The 14990-nt window shown below is 69.1% G+C and carries 15 protein-coding genes; 11 read left to right on the top strand and 4 right to left on the bottom strand.

Annotation, left to right across the window (positions count from 1 at the left end):
* The first annotated feature begins 70 nt into the window (after positions 1-70).
* The 10 genes from ACV7GQ_RS09565 (at position 71) to ACV7GQ_RS09520 (ending at position 11061) form a co-directional block, all read left to right on the top strand.
* Positions 71-1471, top strand: a complete 1401-nt coding sequence (locus ACV7GQ_RS09565; RefSeq protein ID WP_470310022.1) for a protein kinase domain-containing protein — start codon at positions 71-73, stop codon at positions 1469-1471.
* Complete coding sequence (locus ACV7GQ_RS09560) at positions 1461-2189, top strand: hypothetical protein (RefSeq protein ID WP_470310021.1); 729 nt, start codon at positions 1461-1463, stop codon at positions 2187-2189. The genes ACV7GQ_RS09565 and ACV7GQ_RS09560 overlap by 11 nt, the downstream gene beginning before the upstream one ends.
* Before the next feature lie 37 nt (positions 2190-2226).
* Positions 2227-3183: an NADPH:quinone reductase gene (locus tag ACV7GQ_RS09555; RefSeq protein ID WP_470310020.1), complete on the top strand. Its 957-nt coding sequence runs from the start codon at positions 2227-2229 to the stop codon at positions 3181-3183.
* Between the two features lie 33 nt (positions 3184-3216).
* Positions 3217-3927 carry an SDR family oxidoreductase gene (locus ACV7GQ_RS09550; RefSeq protein WP_470310019.1) on the top strand — a complete coding sequence of 237 codons (711 nt, stop codon included), beginning with the start codon at positions 3217-3219 and terminating at the stop codon, positions 3925-3927.
* A 524-nt stretch (positions 3928-4451) separates the two neighbouring features.
* Positions 4452-5795 (top strand): sodium-dependent transporter, encoded by a 1344-nt coding sequence (locus ACV7GQ_RS09545; RefSeq protein ID WP_470310018.1) that lies wholly within the window; start codon positions 4452-4454, stop codon positions 5793-5795.
* A 54-nt stretch (positions 5796-5849) separates the two neighbouring features.
* Complete coding sequence (locus ACV7GQ_RS09540; protein ID WP_470310017.1) at positions 5850-7250, top strand: sodium-dependent transporter; 1401 nt, start codon at positions 5850-5852, stop codon at positions 7248-7250.
* Positions 7251-7316: 66 nt separating this feature from the next.
* Positions 7317-8219 (top strand): DNA-3-methyladenine glycosylase family protein, encoded by a 903-nt coding sequence (locus ACV7GQ_RS09535; RefSeq protein WP_470310016.1) that lies wholly within the window; start codon positions 7317-7319, stop codon positions 8217-8219.
* A gap of 56 nt (positions 8220-8275) precedes the next feature.
* Positions 8276-8551, top strand: coding sequence for an acylphosphatase (locus ACV7GQ_RS09530; RefSeq protein ID WP_470310015.1), 276 nt, complete (start codon positions 8276-8278; stop codon positions 8549-8551).
* Positions 8552-8605: 54 nt separating this feature from the next.
* Positions 8606-10036, top strand: a complete 1431-nt coding sequence (locus tag ACV7GQ_RS09525) for an NAD(P)H-hydrate dehydratase (protein WP_470310014.1) — start codon at positions 8606-8608, stop codon at positions 10034-10036.
* 68 nt (positions 10037-10104) lie between these two features.
* Positions 10105-11061, top strand: coding sequence for a dienelactone hydrolase family protein (locus ACV7GQ_RS09520; RefSeq protein WP_470310013.1), 957 nt, complete (start codon positions 10105-10107; stop codon positions 11059-11061).
* Between the two features lie 7 nt (positions 11062-11068).
* Here the strand turns inward: ACV7GQ_RS09520 and hflX are convergent, their stop codons facing one another.
* Positions 11069-12379 carry a GTPase HflX gene (gene hflX / locus ACV7GQ_RS09515; RefSeq protein ID WP_470310012.1) on the bottom strand — a complete coding sequence of 437 codons (1311 nt, stop codon included), beginning with the start codon at positions 12377-12379 and terminating at the stop codon, positions 11069-11071.
* A gap of 112 nt (positions 12380-12491) precedes the next feature.
* Here hflX and ACV7GQ_RS09510 point away from each other — a divergent pair, with 112 nt between their 5' ends.
* Entirely contained in the window at positions 12492-12839 is a 348-nt protein-coding gene (locus tag ACV7GQ_RS09510; RefSeq protein WP_470310011.1) for an FUN14 domain-containing protein, read from the top strand.
* A gap of 27 nt (positions 12840-12866) precedes the next feature.
* Here ACV7GQ_RS09510 and ACV7GQ_RS09505 read toward each other — a convergent pair whose 3' ends face one another.
* The 3 genes from ACV7GQ_RS09505 to ACV7GQ_RS09495 form a co-directional block, all read right to left on the bottom strand.
* Positions 12867-13595 (bottom strand): ribosome assembly factor SBDS, encoded by a 729-nt coding sequence (locus ACV7GQ_RS09505; RefSeq protein ID WP_470310010.1) that lies wholly within the window; start codon positions 13593-13595, stop codon positions 12867-12869.
* A gap of 102 nt (positions 13596-13697) precedes the next feature.
* A complete protein-coding gene (gene psmA, locus ACV7GQ_RS09500) occupies positions 13698-14471 on the bottom strand; it encodes an archaeal proteasome endopeptidase complex subunit alpha (protein WP_470310009.1) in 774 nt (257 codons plus the stop codon).
* 2 nt (positions 14472-14473) lie between these two features.
* Positions 14474-14953 carry an Rpp14/Pop5 family protein gene (locus ACV7GQ_RS09495; protein ID WP_470310008.1) on the bottom strand — a complete coding sequence of 160 codons (480 nt, stop codon included), beginning with the start codon at positions 14951-14953 and terminating at the stop codon, positions 14474-14476.
* Positions 14954-14990: the final 37 nt, after the last annotated feature.

Here is a 14990-nt window from a genome sequence, read left to right as displayed (position 1 = left end):
CCGAGCCCGTCCTCCCGTCGCACCAAAACAGTGATACGTTCCTACACTCGATTGTCTTCGTATCGGGCCGATGACATCGGAGTCAGGTGGGACAGGGGAACCCAGCACCGTCGTAGCGGAGGTGCTGACCGGGGCTGACGTCGACCGGGACCGTCTGCCGACGCTGCTGGCGTTGCTCGAGGTGGGCGACCGACAGGTCCGTCTCGGCGCGGCGACGGCGCTCTGTGTCCTCACTGAGGAGCATCCCGACACGGTGGCGTACCTCGCCGGCCGCCTGCTCGACCGAGTCGAGAGCGACGACGACCTCGCGGCCGCCCTCGCCCTCGACTACCTCACCGCCCGCCACCCCGACACCGTCGAGCGAGAGCTGGAGGCACTCGTCGGGCCAGAGGAATCGTCCCACGACGTCGAGCGGTCGAACCCGACGCGCGGCGGGCTCGGCAACCGCGACCTCGGACGGACGACGCTCGCCGGGGCCGGCCCCGCTCCCGGACCCCGCCGGGTGTACACCGACGAGGAGGATGCGGACGGGACCGACGGCCTCGTCGACGAGACGGACGAACAGGCCGAGGAATCGGGACAGACCATCGCCCAGCGTCCGCGAGCGAACGATGCCGAGTGGCTCTCGCTCGTCGAGTACGAGAGCCGGTTCGACTCGCTCACGGTGCTGGCACCTCGGGACCGGCGACAGTACGGGGACACGTACCGGACGCTCGGGGTCGTCGACGACGAGGAGTACGCCGTCGCCCTCCGCCTCCTGCGTGGCGGCGACAGCGCTGACACGGACTACCGTGCCGGCCTCAGGGACTGCCTGTCGGAGTGGGCCTCGGTCGGTGACGTGGCCAACGTCGTGACGCTGTACGACTGGGACGCGGACCCGCGCTTCTGGGCGGCGACCGAGTACACGGACCTGCGACTGACCGACCGCGACCGCCTCCCGCCGGCCGAGGCCGTCTGGCACGCCGAACAGCTCGCGAGTGCACTCGCCACGCTCCACGAGCGAGGGATCGTCCACGCCGGCATCGACCCGAACGCCGTCGCCTACTACGGCAACGTCCTCCGGGAAGAGGACCGGCAGCCCCCGCTGCTCGACGACGTCGGCCTCCTCTCGGTGTACAGACGCCACGCCGACCCGTCGCAGTTCCTGGACCCCCGCTACGCCGCCCCAGAGTACTACGAGCGCCGGTTCGGCCGCATCGACCACGCGACCGACGTCTACCAGCTCGGGGCGGTCTGTTACCGCCTGTTCACCGGGCGACCGCCCTATCGGGGCGAGTTCGAGGCCGTCCGGGACGCAGTGCTCCACGGGCCGCCACCGGCCCCGACCGCGGTGGCCGACGTCCCCGAGGAACTCGACGACGTCGTCGCGAAGGCGATGGCGAGGAAGAAGCTCACGCGCTACGAGACGGCATCGCACCTTGCGCAAGAGCTACGTGCCCTCAGGGACCCAGAGGAGGACGATGGTGGGTAGCATCGAGGTGGGGTTGCCGTTCGCGCCGAACAACCCGAACCTGACGTTCATCTTCTTCATCGCGCTCACCCTGCTGGTGGTGCTGGGGTTCCGGTTCAGTTTCTACGCCTACCGCAACCGCCGGGAGAGCGACCTCGTGGCCGAGCACAGGCTCTGGGACTATCTGGCGCTCGTCGGCCTCCTCGCCGTCGGGTTCGCGGTCCTCGGGTTGGTCGAGATACTGACGACGTACGTGTTGCCGTTCAAGAGCGCGCTGCTGCTCGCCCACGTGTTCCTGCTCGCGGTGACGATGCGCATCCTCTACCGGAGCGTCGTCCCCGCGGCGACCGACGGGGGGACCAGTAGCGAACGCACGCTGACGCGGGCGGCGGTCCTCGCCGTCGCCGTCGTCTTCGTCGGGTTCGCCCTCGTCGGCCGCCGTCCGGCGTTGCTGGCGGCGCTGGGCGGGAGCGCGCTGGCCTTCGCCGTGGCCGGCTTCTCCTTCGGTCGGCGCGGCGCCGCCGAGACGCGCGTGCAGGGGACCGTCGTAGACACGCTCCTCCGGCACCTCCTCCCGGTCCTCCTGTTCGCGTCGCTGGTCCCCGCCGTCGAACTCGCCGTGCTGGCCGGACTGGACCGCGTCGTCGTCCTCCACATCCAGGTGGTGTTCGTCATCATGACCGCGACGACGCTGATGACGGCGACCATCAAACTCAGGCAGAACCTCGCTAGCCTCTAACCCCACCCTTTTGCTCGCGGGCGGCCATCGTCAGCGCATGCGCGCAGTCAGATTCCACGAACACGGTGGTCCAGAGGTACTCACAGTCGAGGAGATTCCCCGTCCGGAACCCGACGCCGACGAGGTGCTGGTCGCGGTCGACGCCGCCGCGGTCAACCCCGTCGACACGTACTTCCGCGAGGGCGGGTACGCCCCCGGCGAACTGCCCTGGATTCCGGGCTCGGACTGTGCCGGGACGGTCGCCGAGGTCGGAGCCGACGTCGAGGGGTACGCCGAGGGCGACCGGGTGTTCGCCACGGGGCTGGGGAACTGGCTCCAGGGGACCTGTGCGGAGTACGCCGTCGTCCCCGAGTCACACCTCGCGCACCTCCCCGAGAGCGTCGACTTCGAGACGGGCGCGGCCGTCACGCTCGTCGGCGTCACCGCGTGGCAGACGCTCGTCGACGCCTGCTCGCTCGAACCCGGCGAGCGGGCCCTGATACACGGCGGGAGCGGCGGCGTCGGCCACGTGGCCGTCCAGTTGGCCGCCGCGACGGGCGCCCGGGTGACGACGACGGCCTCGCCGGCGTACCACGACCGCCTCCGGGAACTGGGTGCCGACGACGTACTGGACTACCGCCGTGACGACCTGGAAGACGCCGTGGTGGCGGCCGGTCGTCCCGACGTCGTTCTGGACCACCGCCTCGACGACTACCTCTCGTTCGACGTCGACGTCGCCGCACAAAGCGCCCGCATCGCCGCCATCGGGAACTCCGACCCGGACGCGACGTTCGAGAGCGTCCCGCAGTGCCGCGCGAAGGACGTGTCGGTCCACCACGTCTCGATGTTCAACACGCCGGACTTCGGTGCGGTACTCGGCCGCCTGGCGAACCTGCTGGAGGACGGCCACCTGACGGCCGACGTGGCTGACACCTACCACCTCGGCGAGGTGGCCGACGCACAGGCGGACGTCGTCTCCGAGAGCTTCCTCGGCAAACTGGTCGTCACGCCCTGAACTTTTACCCCGGTGCCGCGCCTCCCCGTTCACATGTCCGTCACCTTCGACTTCGACGGGGAGGTCGCACTGGTCACCGGCGTCGGCGGCGCACTCGGCAGCGCCGTCGCGAACGCGTTCCTCGAGGCGGGCGCCACCGTCTGTGGCGCCGACGTGGTCGAGCCCGACAGCGAGGACTTCCAGCTGTCGGACCCCGACCGCATCCACTTCCATCAGGGCGACTTCACCGACGAGAGCGACGTGTCGTCGGTCGTCGAGAGCGTCGTCGACGAACACGGTCGCCTCGACTACCTGCTGAACATCGCCGGGACGTGGCGCGGCGGCGATCCCATCCAGGAGACGGAGGCCGACACGTTCGACTTCCTCTTCGACGTCAACCTGAAGACGATGTTCCTCGCGTCGAAACACGCCCTCCCACACTTACAGGAGACCGAGGGCGCCATCGTCTCGGTCTCCGCTCGCTCCTCGCTGGAGGGCGGCGAGGGCGACGGGCTCTACCGCGCGACGAAGGCCGGGGTCCGGCTACTGACCGAGACCATCGCGGAGGAGAACCTCGGCACGGTCCGGGCCAACAGCGTGATGCCGAGCGTCATCGACACCCCGATGAACCGCGAGATGATGCCGGACTCGGACTTCGACGAGTGGGTCGACCCGGCCGACATCGCCGCGACGATGTTGTTCCTGTGTTCCGACGCGGCGTCGGTGACCAGTGGCGCCGCCGTGCCGGTCTACGGGGAGGCGTAGACCGAGGGGAGGCGGCGTCGCTGACCAGTATCGTGGCCGTGCCGGTCTACGGGGAGGCGTAGACCGAGGGGAGGCGGCGTCGCTGACCAGTATCGTGGCCGTGCCGGTCTACGGGGAGGCGTAGACCGAGGGGAGGCGGCGTCGCTGACCAGTATCGTGGCCGTGCCGGTCTACGGGGAGGCGTAGACCGAGGAGAGGCGGCGCCGCTGACGAGTATCGTGGTCGTCGACCAGGAAGAGCGGACGACGGCGGCGGGGGAGAGTCGCCGCCGCGTCGCACGATTGCGTGTCCACACTGGCGGTAGACGAGAGACGTCGTAACACCATGACGAGGCGTGGGGTTGACAGGGTCTGCTGACGGCGAGTGTGGACAGGCCCACCTCTCGGCGCGAACCACTAGTACGTTGATAATATCGGTATATAGGGCTCTATGGCCCACGGGAGCGACGCCGGCGGCCGCTCACCGGGTGGTATCGCACGCGAATCACAGCGGTTAACCGGACCAACGGGATAGGCCGCGTCGACATGAGCGAACGAGAGACGTGGGCCACGCGAGTCGGGTTCATCCTCGCGGCCATCGGGAGTGCAGTCGGTCTCGGGAACCTCTGGCAGTTCCCGTTCAAGACCGCGACCAACGGCGGGGCGGCCTTCGTCGTCTTCTACCTGGCGGCCGTCGTGGTCGTCGGGTTCCCGGCGATGCTCGCGGAGTTCGTCGTCGGCCGGCGGACCAACGTCAACGCGGTCGACGCCTTCGCCGAACTGGGCCACAGACAGTGGCGCGTCGTCGGCGGGCTGGCCGTCTTCACCGGGTTCTGGATCCTCTCGTACTACAACGTCGTCGGCGGGTGGGTCATCCGGTACATCGTCGGGAGTCTCACGGGCGCGTACTTCGCCGACCCCGGGGGCTACTTCGCGGCCGTCTCGTCCGGGCCGGGCGCGGTCCTCGCACAGGCCGCCTTCCTCGCCATCGTCGTCGGCATCGTCGCGCTGGGCATCGAGGACGGCATCGAGAAGGCGACGAAGGTGATGGTCCCGAGCATCGTCGTGCTGATGGTCGCGCTCGCCGCGTGGGTGGCGACCCTGCCCGGCGCCGCCGAGGGGTACGCCTTCTTCCTCTCGCCCGACGTCGGCACGATGGTCGCCAACGCCGGGAGCATCATCCCCTTCGCCGTGGGACAGGCCTTCTTCACGCTCTCGCTGGGGATGGCCATCATGGTGACCTACTCCTCGTACGTCGGGAGCGACGACAACCTCGTCCTCGACGGCGGCACCGTCGTCGTGACGAACACGCTCGTGGGCATCCTCGCCGGCCTCGTCGTGTTCCCAATCCTGCTCACCATCGGCGCGGACGTGAACTCCGTGAGCGGCGGCGCGGGCGCGCTGTTCGTCGCCACCGCCGCCGGGTTCGGGTCCGTCCCCTTCGGCCGCGTGTTCGGCATCGTCTTCTTCGGCGTCGTCCTCATCGCGGCGCTGTCCTCGGCCATCAGCCTGCTGGAGGTGACCGTCGCCTACGCGAACGACAACTTCGGCGTCTCGCGCCCCGTCCTCGCGTCCGTCGCCGGGGTGGGCCTGTTCCTGCTCGGCCTCCCGTCGGCGTGGGACACCGCGTGGCTGACGTGGTTCGACCGCTTCGCCTACCAGGTGTTCCTGCCGGTCTCCGTGCTCGCGCTGGTCGTCTTCGTCGGCTGGGTCCTCGGTCGCGACGCCGTCGCCGAGCTCCGGCAGGGCGCCGACGGCCTCGGCCCCGTCGGGCCGGTGTGGCTCTGGACGCTCCGACTGGTCGTGGTCGCCGCTATCCTCGCCACGCTGGGCCTGGGCATCAACGAGATGTTCCTCGTCGAGAACGCGGACTTCTTCCAGGTGTTCTGACGTGCCTGCATCGCACTTCTGGCGACCGAGGGCCCACGAAGGGAGGGTACGACGATGACGCGAGCCACGTGGCGGACCCGGCTCGGCTTCGTCCTCGCGGCCGTCGGCAGCGCCGTCGGCCTCGGGAACATCTGGCGGTTCCCGTGGCTGACCGCGACCAACGGTGGGGCGGCGTTCCTGCTGTTGTACCTCGTCGTCATCGTCCTCGTGGGCGTCCCCGGACTGCTGGGCGAGATGGTCATCGGGCGGCGGAGCCGCCGGAACCCGGTCGGCGCGTTCGGTGCGCTGGCCGGACGGCGGTGGCGCGCCCTCGGGGGCGTGGCGCTGCTCGCCTCCGTCGTCGTGCTCTCCTTCTACTCGGTGGTCGGCGGCTGGATTCTGCGCTACACGCTCGCCAGCGCGACCGGCGCGTACTTCGGCGCGCCCCAGCAGTACTTCGCTACCATCGACTACGGCCTCGGTGCCGCGGGCTTTCACGCCCTCTTCCTGTTGGCGACGGTGGCCGTCGTCTACGCCGGCGTCGACCGCGGCATCGAGGTGGCGACGACGGTGATGGTGCCCGGAATCGTCGTCCTGTTCGGGGCGCTGGCGGCGTGGGCCGCCACGCTGCCGGGGAGCGCCGCGGGCTACGAGTTCTACCTCTCGCTGGACGTGGGCTACCTCCGGGCGAACTTCGTCGACGTCCTCGTCGCCGCGGCCGGGCAGGCGCTCTTCACCCTCTCCGTCGGGGCCGGCGCGATGCTCACCTACGCCTCCTACGTCGACGAGGACCGCTCGCTGGCCGCCGACGGCACCATCATCGCCGGGCTGAACACCGGTATCGGCGTCCTCGCCGGCCTCGTCATCTTCCCGCTGCTGTTCTCGTTGGGCGTCTCGCCGGGCGAAGGGGGGCCGGGCGCCCTGTTCGTCAGCCTCGCCGGGGCGTTCGCCGATCTGCCGTACAGCCGCGTCGTCGGCGTCGTCTTCTTCGGCGTCGTCCTGCTGGCGGCGCTGTCCTCGGCCATCAGCATCTTCGAGGTACTCGTCTCGTACTTGGTCGACGAACACGACGTCACGCGCTCGCGGGCGACCGCCGGCGTCGGCGGTCTGTTCCTCGTCACGGGAAGCGCCGCCGCCCTGTCGCCGTCGCTGTTCGCGCTGCTCGCGAACACCGTCGCGAACGTCGTCCTCACCGCCGGACTGCTCGGCTTCCTGCTGTTCGACGGGTGGGTCCTCGGGACGGCGGCGCTCGACGAGTACCGGAAGGGCGCCGGTCCGGTCGCCCGTGCGGTCGGCCTGCCGTGGTACTACGCCGTCGCCGTCGTCCTCCCCCTGTTCCTGGCGTTCACGCTCGTCTCCGGCCTCGGCGGCATCGCCGGCGTCTCGCTCACCGCGCCGCAGGCGGCGGGCGTCGCCGTCCTCGGCGTGGTGGGTGCAATCGCCCTGCTCCGCACCCGCGCCGACCCCGCGACCTGACGCTCGGCCGAGGCGTCACGCCCGGGATAGAAACCCCGAAAGGCCTCGGGCCCGTCCCACACCACGATGGAACGCGGACGCATCGACGTTGGGACGCTCTCGGGCGGTATCGACCTGCAGGCGACCGTCGAGAGCGGCCAGTCCTACCTCTGGGACCGCGAGGACGGCGAGATGTACGAGCGAACGGCCGCGAGCGGCGGCGACGCGTGGTACTGGACGACGGTCCGGGTCGACGGTGACCCCCAGGTACTCCGCGTGCGCCAGACCGACGGCGACCTCGTCTGGGAGTCGTCGTTCGACGCCGAGTCCCGCCTCCGGACCCTGTTGGGACTGGACGACGACCTGCCCGCGATTCGCGAGACGGCCCCGCCCGACGCCGTGGTCGAGGACGCCTACGACGCCTACTGGGGGATGCGCATCGTCCGCGACCCGCCGTTCCCGACGCTGATATCGTTCATCTGCTCGGCCCAGATGCGCGTCGGTCGCATCCACGGGATGCAACAGGCGCTGCGCCGCGAGTTCGGCGAGCCGGTCACCTTCGACGGCCGGACGTACCACGCCTACCCGACGCCGGACGCACTGGCCGATGCGAGCGAGGCCGACCTGCGGGACCTGAACCTCGGCTACCGGGCCCCCTACGTCGAGCGCTCGGCCGAGATGGTCGCCGACGGCGAGGCCGACCCGGCTGACGTGAAGGGCCGCCCCTACGAGGCAGCCCGCGAGGAACTGACCCAGTTCGTCGGCGTCGGCGACAAGGTGGCCGACTGCATCCTCCTGTTCTCGCTGGGGTATCTGGGCGCCGTCCCGCTCGACACGTGGATTCGACAGACCATCGAGGAGTACTACCCGGCGTGCGAGCGCGGCAACTACGCCGACACCTCGCGCGCCATCCGCGAGACGCTGGGCGGCGAGTACGCCGGCTACACGCAGACGTACCTCTTCCACTACCTCCGCTCGGGCGGGGAGTGACGGGCGAGCGGAACGTCGGGGATTGATTTTTGTAGCCGCCGCCGGGAGTGTCTCGCATGTCTCGCAAGCGAGTCCACGTCTTCGTCTCCGGGCGGGTGCAGGGCGTCTACTACCGGGCGACGACGCGGGACACCGCAAGGGAGGAGGGGGTCGACGGCTGGGTGAAGAATCTCGACGACGGCCGGGTCGAAGCCGTCTTCGAGGGCGACCGGGGGGCCGTCGACGCCATGGTCGAGTACTGTCACGAGGGCAGCACCAGAGCCAACGTCACCGACGTCGAGGTCCACGAGGAGACGCCCGAGGGGCTGGACGGCTTCGAGGTCCGCTGGTAGCGTCGGGGCCTCCGGCCCCGTACCGTTACCACGGAGGCGGGCGAACCGCCACGTATGCTCACTGGCTCAGAGATGGGCGTCGTCGACGAGAACGCGGCGGCGCTCGGCGTGCCGCGCAAGCAGTTGATGGAGTCCTCGGGCAACGCCGTCGCGCAGGCGGTCCGGGCCCACGCCGACCCCGGCGCCGGCGTCACCGTGGTCGCCGGTCGCGGCAACAACGGCGGCGACGCGCTCGTCGCGGCCCGGTTCCTCGACGACTACGACCTGCGCGTCCTCCTGCTCGGCCGCCCCGAGACGATTACGACCGACATCGCCCGCGAGAACTGGGCGGCTCTCCAGTCCGCCGAGTACCCGACCGAGCAGGTCGGGGACGCGTCCCAGTTCGACCTCGGCGACCCGGCCCTCGTCGTCGACGCGATGCTGGGGACCGGTATCAGCGGCGCGCTCCGCGAACCCGAGGCCACCGCCGCGGCGGCGATGACCGCGAGCGACGCGACGGTCCTCTCGGTGGACGTGCCCTCCGGCCTCGACGCCGAGGACGGCACCCTCGCCGACAACGCCGTCGACGCCGACCACGTCGTCACGTTCCACGACACGAAACCCGGGCTGTCCGACCTCGCTGCGGACGTCACCGTCGCCGACATCGGCATCCCCGAGGCCGCCGAACTGTTCGTCGAACGTGGGGACCTCCTGCGACTGACGCGGGACCCGGCGAGTCACAAGGGCGACAACGGGGAGGTACTGGTGGTCGGTGGCGGCCCCTACACCGGCGCGCCGGCCCTCTCGGCGCAGGCGGCGCTCCGGGGCGGCGCCGACCTCGTCCGGGTCGCTGCGCCCGAACGCGTCGCCCGCGAGATTCAGGGGTACAGCGAGAACCTCATCGTCCGTCCGTACGACGGCGAGATGCTCGCTCCGACGCACGTCGACCGCCTCGCCGACCTCGCGGCCGACCACGACACGCTCGTCCTCGGGCCGGGGCTGGGCGACGCCGACGCGACCCTCGAGGCCGTCGGCGCCCTCCTCGAACGGTTCGACGGCACGGCCGTCGTCGACGCGGACGCGCTCTCCGTGGTCCCGGACGTAGACACCGACGCCGACCTCGTCTGTACGCCACATCAGGGCGAACTCGTCGGGATGGGCGGCGAGACGAGCGACGACTGGCGCGAGCGTGCGGCCCTCGTCGAGTCGTTCGCGGCCGAGCTCGGGCACACGCTGCTCGTGAAGGGGCCCTACGACGTCATCTCCGACGGCGAGCGGACCCGCGTCAACCGGACCGGCAACCCGGGGATGACCGTCGGCGGCACCGGGGACGTGCTGGCCGGGGTCACCGGGGCGCTCGCCTGCGTGCAGGAACCGCGTCACGCCGCGAGTATCGCAGCTCACGCCGTCGGCGGCGCTGGCGACGCTGTCGTCAACGAACGGGGGTACGGACTGGTCGCGACCGACCTGCTCGACGCGGTGCCACCGGCGCTGTGGCAGGATTGAGGGAAGGTACGTATCTGCAGGACAAAGAGTAACAACCGACTTACACTAACTCCCCATCTCTGTCGACCATGCGAACCAAACTCGTAGCGGTCAGCGTCGCCGTCGTGGTCGTCCTGAGTGGGTGTGCTGGCTTCTCCCAGAGTGGCGAGTCGACGCCGGCAGAGACACAGACGCCAGCGGAGACGGTGACTGAGACGGCGACGACCACTGGCGAGGCTTCGTTTACCCAGACGCCACACGTGGGGTGTCAACCGGGCGCGATAGAGAAGAACGGCACCTGCCAACCCGTCACCAATGACTCTAACGCCGAGATATTCAGCGCCGAGAACCTCTCGGCGATTACTGCCTCGAACACGACGATAAACGGGACGCCGGGCTATCTGGCCCGCCCGGCCGCCAACGGCACGTACCCCGCCGTCGTCATGATTCACGAGTGGTGGGGCCTCAACGAGAACATCAGGCACATGGCCGACATCCTCGCGGGACACGGCTACGTCGTCTTCGCCGTCGACCTGTACGACGGGCGCGTGGCGACCAACTCCTCGTACGCTGCCGAACTGTCGGGTGAAGTGCGGAATAACCCCGACGAGGCGGTGCGGAAAATGAGCCGCGCGACGGCGGGGCTCCGCAACCGCTCGGACACGACCCGGCGTGTCGCCAGTCTGGGCTGGTGCTTCGGCGGTGGGCAGAGCCTCCAACTCAGTCTGAGCGAGACGGACCTGAATTCGACGGTCATTTACTACGGGACGCTGACGACGAACGAGTCGACGCTCCAGCGTATCGACGGGCCCGTGCTGGGCGTCTTCGGCTCCGAGGATCAGGTTGTGGGCATCGAGAACGTCCGCGAGTTCAACCGCACGCTGGCCCGCCTCGGTGTCGAGAAGGAGATCTACGTCTACGAGGGTGCGAACCACGCCTTCGCCAACCCGAGCGGTGAGCGCTTCGACCCAGAGGCGACGAGGGACGCGTGGTCGAAGACGCTACGGTTCCTGAACGAAACGCTACGAGCCGAGAATACGTCCTGACCAGGACTCAGGCCGACGCACCGACCAGGTCGCCGGCCTTCGCACGGGACTGCTCGACGATGGCCGGCCGCGCCTCGAACTCGATGACCACCTCGTCGCCGTAGTCGACCGTCTCGACGTGGGCGTGGTCGTGAATCCACGAGACGACGCTCATCGTCTCCTCGGTCATCGGTAGGACGAGTCGCTCGTGCTGGTAGTCGGGGAGTTCCTCGTCGATGCGGGTGGCCAGCTCGTCGATGTTCAGCCCCTCCTTGCCGCTGACGGCCACGGGGTTGGGCGCGAGCTTCGAGAGCGCCGCGCGCTTGCGGGCGACCTCCTCGTCGTCGACCTTGTCCGTCTTGTTCAGCACCGTGACGATGGGGGCCTCGTTGCGCTCGTACAGCGTGTCGTGGCTCGTCACCAGTTTCTCGCGTATCTCCTCGACGGACTCCGAGACGTCGACGACGAGCAAGACGAGGTCGGCCCGGTACACCGAGTCCAGCGTGGACTTGAACGACTCGACCAGCCAGTGGGGGAGGTTCTGGATGAAGCCGACGGTGTCGGTCACCAGCACCTCGCGTCTCCCGACCTCGGCGCGGCGCGTCGTCGTCCCGAGCGTCGTGAACAGGCGGTCCTCGCTCTCGGCGGTCGTGTCGAGGTCGGGGTGGAGGTCCTCGTTCTCGTCGACCTCGAGGTCGTCCGCGAGACGCCGCAGCAGCGTCGACTTCCCGGCGTTCGTGTAGCCGGCCAGCGCGACGAGGTCGAACCCGGACTCCCGACGCTGTTCGCGCCGGTGTTGCTCCGTCTCCTCGATGGAGGCCAGCTCGTCGCGGATGTTGGATATCTGCTTCTTGATGTCCTCCTCGCGGCTCTCGTCGTACTCCCCCAGCCCCATGAACCCGGGGCGTTCGTCGCGTTTCGCGAGGCTCGCCTTCGCTTCGGCCCGCGGCAGCTCGTAGCGCAGTTCGGCCAGTTCGACCTGCAACTGGGCCTTCCGGGTCTGGGCCCGCTGGCCGAATATCTCGATGATGAGGCGGAACCGGTCCATGACCGTGACGCCCTCGGGGAGTTCGTTCCCGATGTTGTACGTCTGGTACGGCCCCAACTGGTTGTCGAAGATGACCGTCGTCGCCTGTTCGCGGGCGACGGTGTTCCCCAGGCGCACCACCTTGCCCTCGCCGAGGTGGTAGGCGGGGTCCTCCGTCCGAGTCTGGGTTATCTCGCCGACCACCTCGTAGCCGGCGGCCCGAGCGAGGTCACGTATCTCCTCGGTGTCGGCCGTGCCACTGTCGACCCGTTTCGCGACAACTGCCCGGTCCGTGGTGTGTGTCGCCGTCACTCGCCCGATACTACGCTGTCCGATTATTTAATCTGCAGGGTGGCGCCCAGGAGTCGGGGACGGCACCGCTGTTAGCACAAAGGATTTAAAATGCGACAGTCTGGTATCCGGTATGGTAGAGTTAGCTCTCCAGATGGACGGGTTCGGCCTCCAGCAGATGGGGCTGGAGTTCGGAGCCGGGGGCCTCATCGGCGGCATCATCGGGTTCGCCGCCAAGAAGGTCGCGAAGCTCATCGCTGTCATCGTCGGGCTCGAACTGGCCCTGTTCAAGTTCCTCGAGACGCGCGGGATACTCGAGGTGAACTGGCAGGCCATCGGCGGGGCCGCACAGAACGCGACCAGCGGAGCGACGGACGCCGCGGCGGGCCAGCCACCGTCGTGGCTCATGTCGATCCTCTCGGCGCTCCCCGTCAGCGCTGGGTTCACCGGCGGTTTCCTCGTCGGCTTCAAGAAGGGATAGCGCTCGGCTTCCCCGTCACGCCGCGGACTATCCGCGCGTACTGATGTCGTCCTCGTCCTTGATGATGCGCGTCTCGGCCTCGCCGCTCGTGTTCTCGTTGACCACGTCGTAGAAGTCGTTCTGCATCCCCGCCGGGAACGTCAACACCCCCACCCACGAGCCGTCGGCCTGCCACTCCTCCCGTTCGAGGTCGCCGAACTGCCGGATCTTCGCCTGCGCGCTCCCGGCGTACTCGGCGGGGACCTGTACGGCGACGGTCACCTCGTCGAACCGGATGGGGATGACCGGCCGCAGGGCGTCCAAGGCGTCGTCGACCTGCGTCTCGACGGGTTCCATGGGGTCGACGCGGAAGTCCGTCTCCTCCAGCGCCGACTCGATGCGCTCGGGCGGGTGCGGGGCGTCGTCCATCTGGGGGTTGACGGCGTTGCGGGTGATGCGCTGGACGAGCTGCTTGTGCTTCTGCTCCTGCATCTCCCGGCGCTGGTCGGCCGTTATCTGTATCTCCCCCCGTTTGATGACCTCCGGGATAATCTCCATCGGCTCCGTCGTCTCGAACACTTCCTTCAGACTCTCCTCCGGCGGTCGGTCGCCGCGCGAGGCGTCCTCGAAGACGTCCTCGGCGGCGATGACGTCCTCCAGGTCGCCCTCGAACTCCCCGCGTTTGATGGCGAGGGCGGCGTCGGGGTCGACCAGTACCTCGAACCGCTGTCCGTGGGTCTCGAGGCGCGCCGTCACCGCCTCGTCAAGCGATATCATACCTGTCGGTAACGGTGGGTCAGTTAAAGGCCTTACTGCGTCGGGCGGTCACGCGGTCGCTGGGGCCCGCGGGCTGCCAGAAAGCGGGGGCGTCGTCGGGACTTACTCCTCGTCTTCGTCGGTCTCGTCGGACGCGTCGTCCTCGCTGGCGAGCAGGTCCGCCTCGGCGAGGTGGCTCTCCTTCTCCTCGTCGGAGAGCTCGCGGAACTGCTCGGTCTCGACGTCGATGACGGCGATGCCGATGCCCTCGGGCGAGAGGCCATCCTCGTTGACCGACGCCAGCGCCGCGAGTGCGAGGTCGACACCGGCGTCCAGGTCCATCTCCTCGTCGTAGTTGGCCTCGAGGTAGTCGCGGATGTCGCCGCGGTCGGCACCGACGGCCAGCGCCTTCCACTCGTAGGGCGTCCCCGACGGGTCCGTCTCGTAGAGACGGGGCTCGCCGTTGGCGATGCCGGCGATGATGAGGGCGACGCCGAACGGGCGAGCGCCGCCGACCTGCGTGTACTGCTGGATGTAGTCGGTAATCTCCTTCGTGAGCGTCTCGACACCGACCGGTTCGCCGTACCGGAGCTGGTTCACCTGCGCCTGTCGGCGGGCGAAGTCGATGAGCTGTCGGGCGTCGGCGACGTGACCGGCCGAGGCGATGCCGATGTGGTCGTCGGCCTTGTGTATCTTCTCGACCGAGGAGCGCTCCATCAGCGGCGAACGGATGCGCTTGTCGACGGCCAGGACGACGCCGTCGCTGGTCCGGATGCCGATGCTCGCGGTACCCCGCTTGACCGCCTCGCGGGCGTACTCTACCTGATAGAGACGTCCGTCCGGAGAGAAGATAGTAATCCCGCGGTCGTACGCCTGCTGTTGGTTTTGTCCCTGCATAGTTATCGGAAATCGAGGTCTGTCGCGCCCACGAACGAGCGGTCGGTGCGCACGTCGACCCGCTTCTGCCGGGCGAGGGCGCGCCGTTCTGCGTTCTCGAACACGACGTGTCTCTGTCCGAACGGTTCCGCCGGCCCGCGTATATATTTTTCTTCACAGGCGCGCACGGTCCCGCTCGTACCGGTCACGCGCAGGCCCACCGGGGACCCGTCGACGGCGTCGATACAGGCCAGCGCCGCGCGGGCCGCGTCGGTGTGGTTCCGACGGACGCGGACGATGGCGTGGCCGGCCCCGTCGCCGTGTTCGAACCGGAGGACCGTCGCGTCGACGTCGGCGCTACCGGTGTCGCCCAGCAGGTTCTGCGTGGCGTACCACACCTCGCGCTGGAACGCCCGGCGGTCCACGTCGGCGTCGGGCCAGGTCTCCAGTTCGACGGCGAGGTAGCGCCACCGCGGCTGGAGGTGTTTCGGGAGGTGCTTCATCCGGCACCCTCCGTCGGTGACTGTCGCATACCGACAG

This window comes from Haloarcula sp. MBLA0163 (assembly GCF_055632435.1).
Note: the sequence above shows the minus strand (reverse complement) of the source record. Positions and strands in the feature narration are given on the sequence as shown.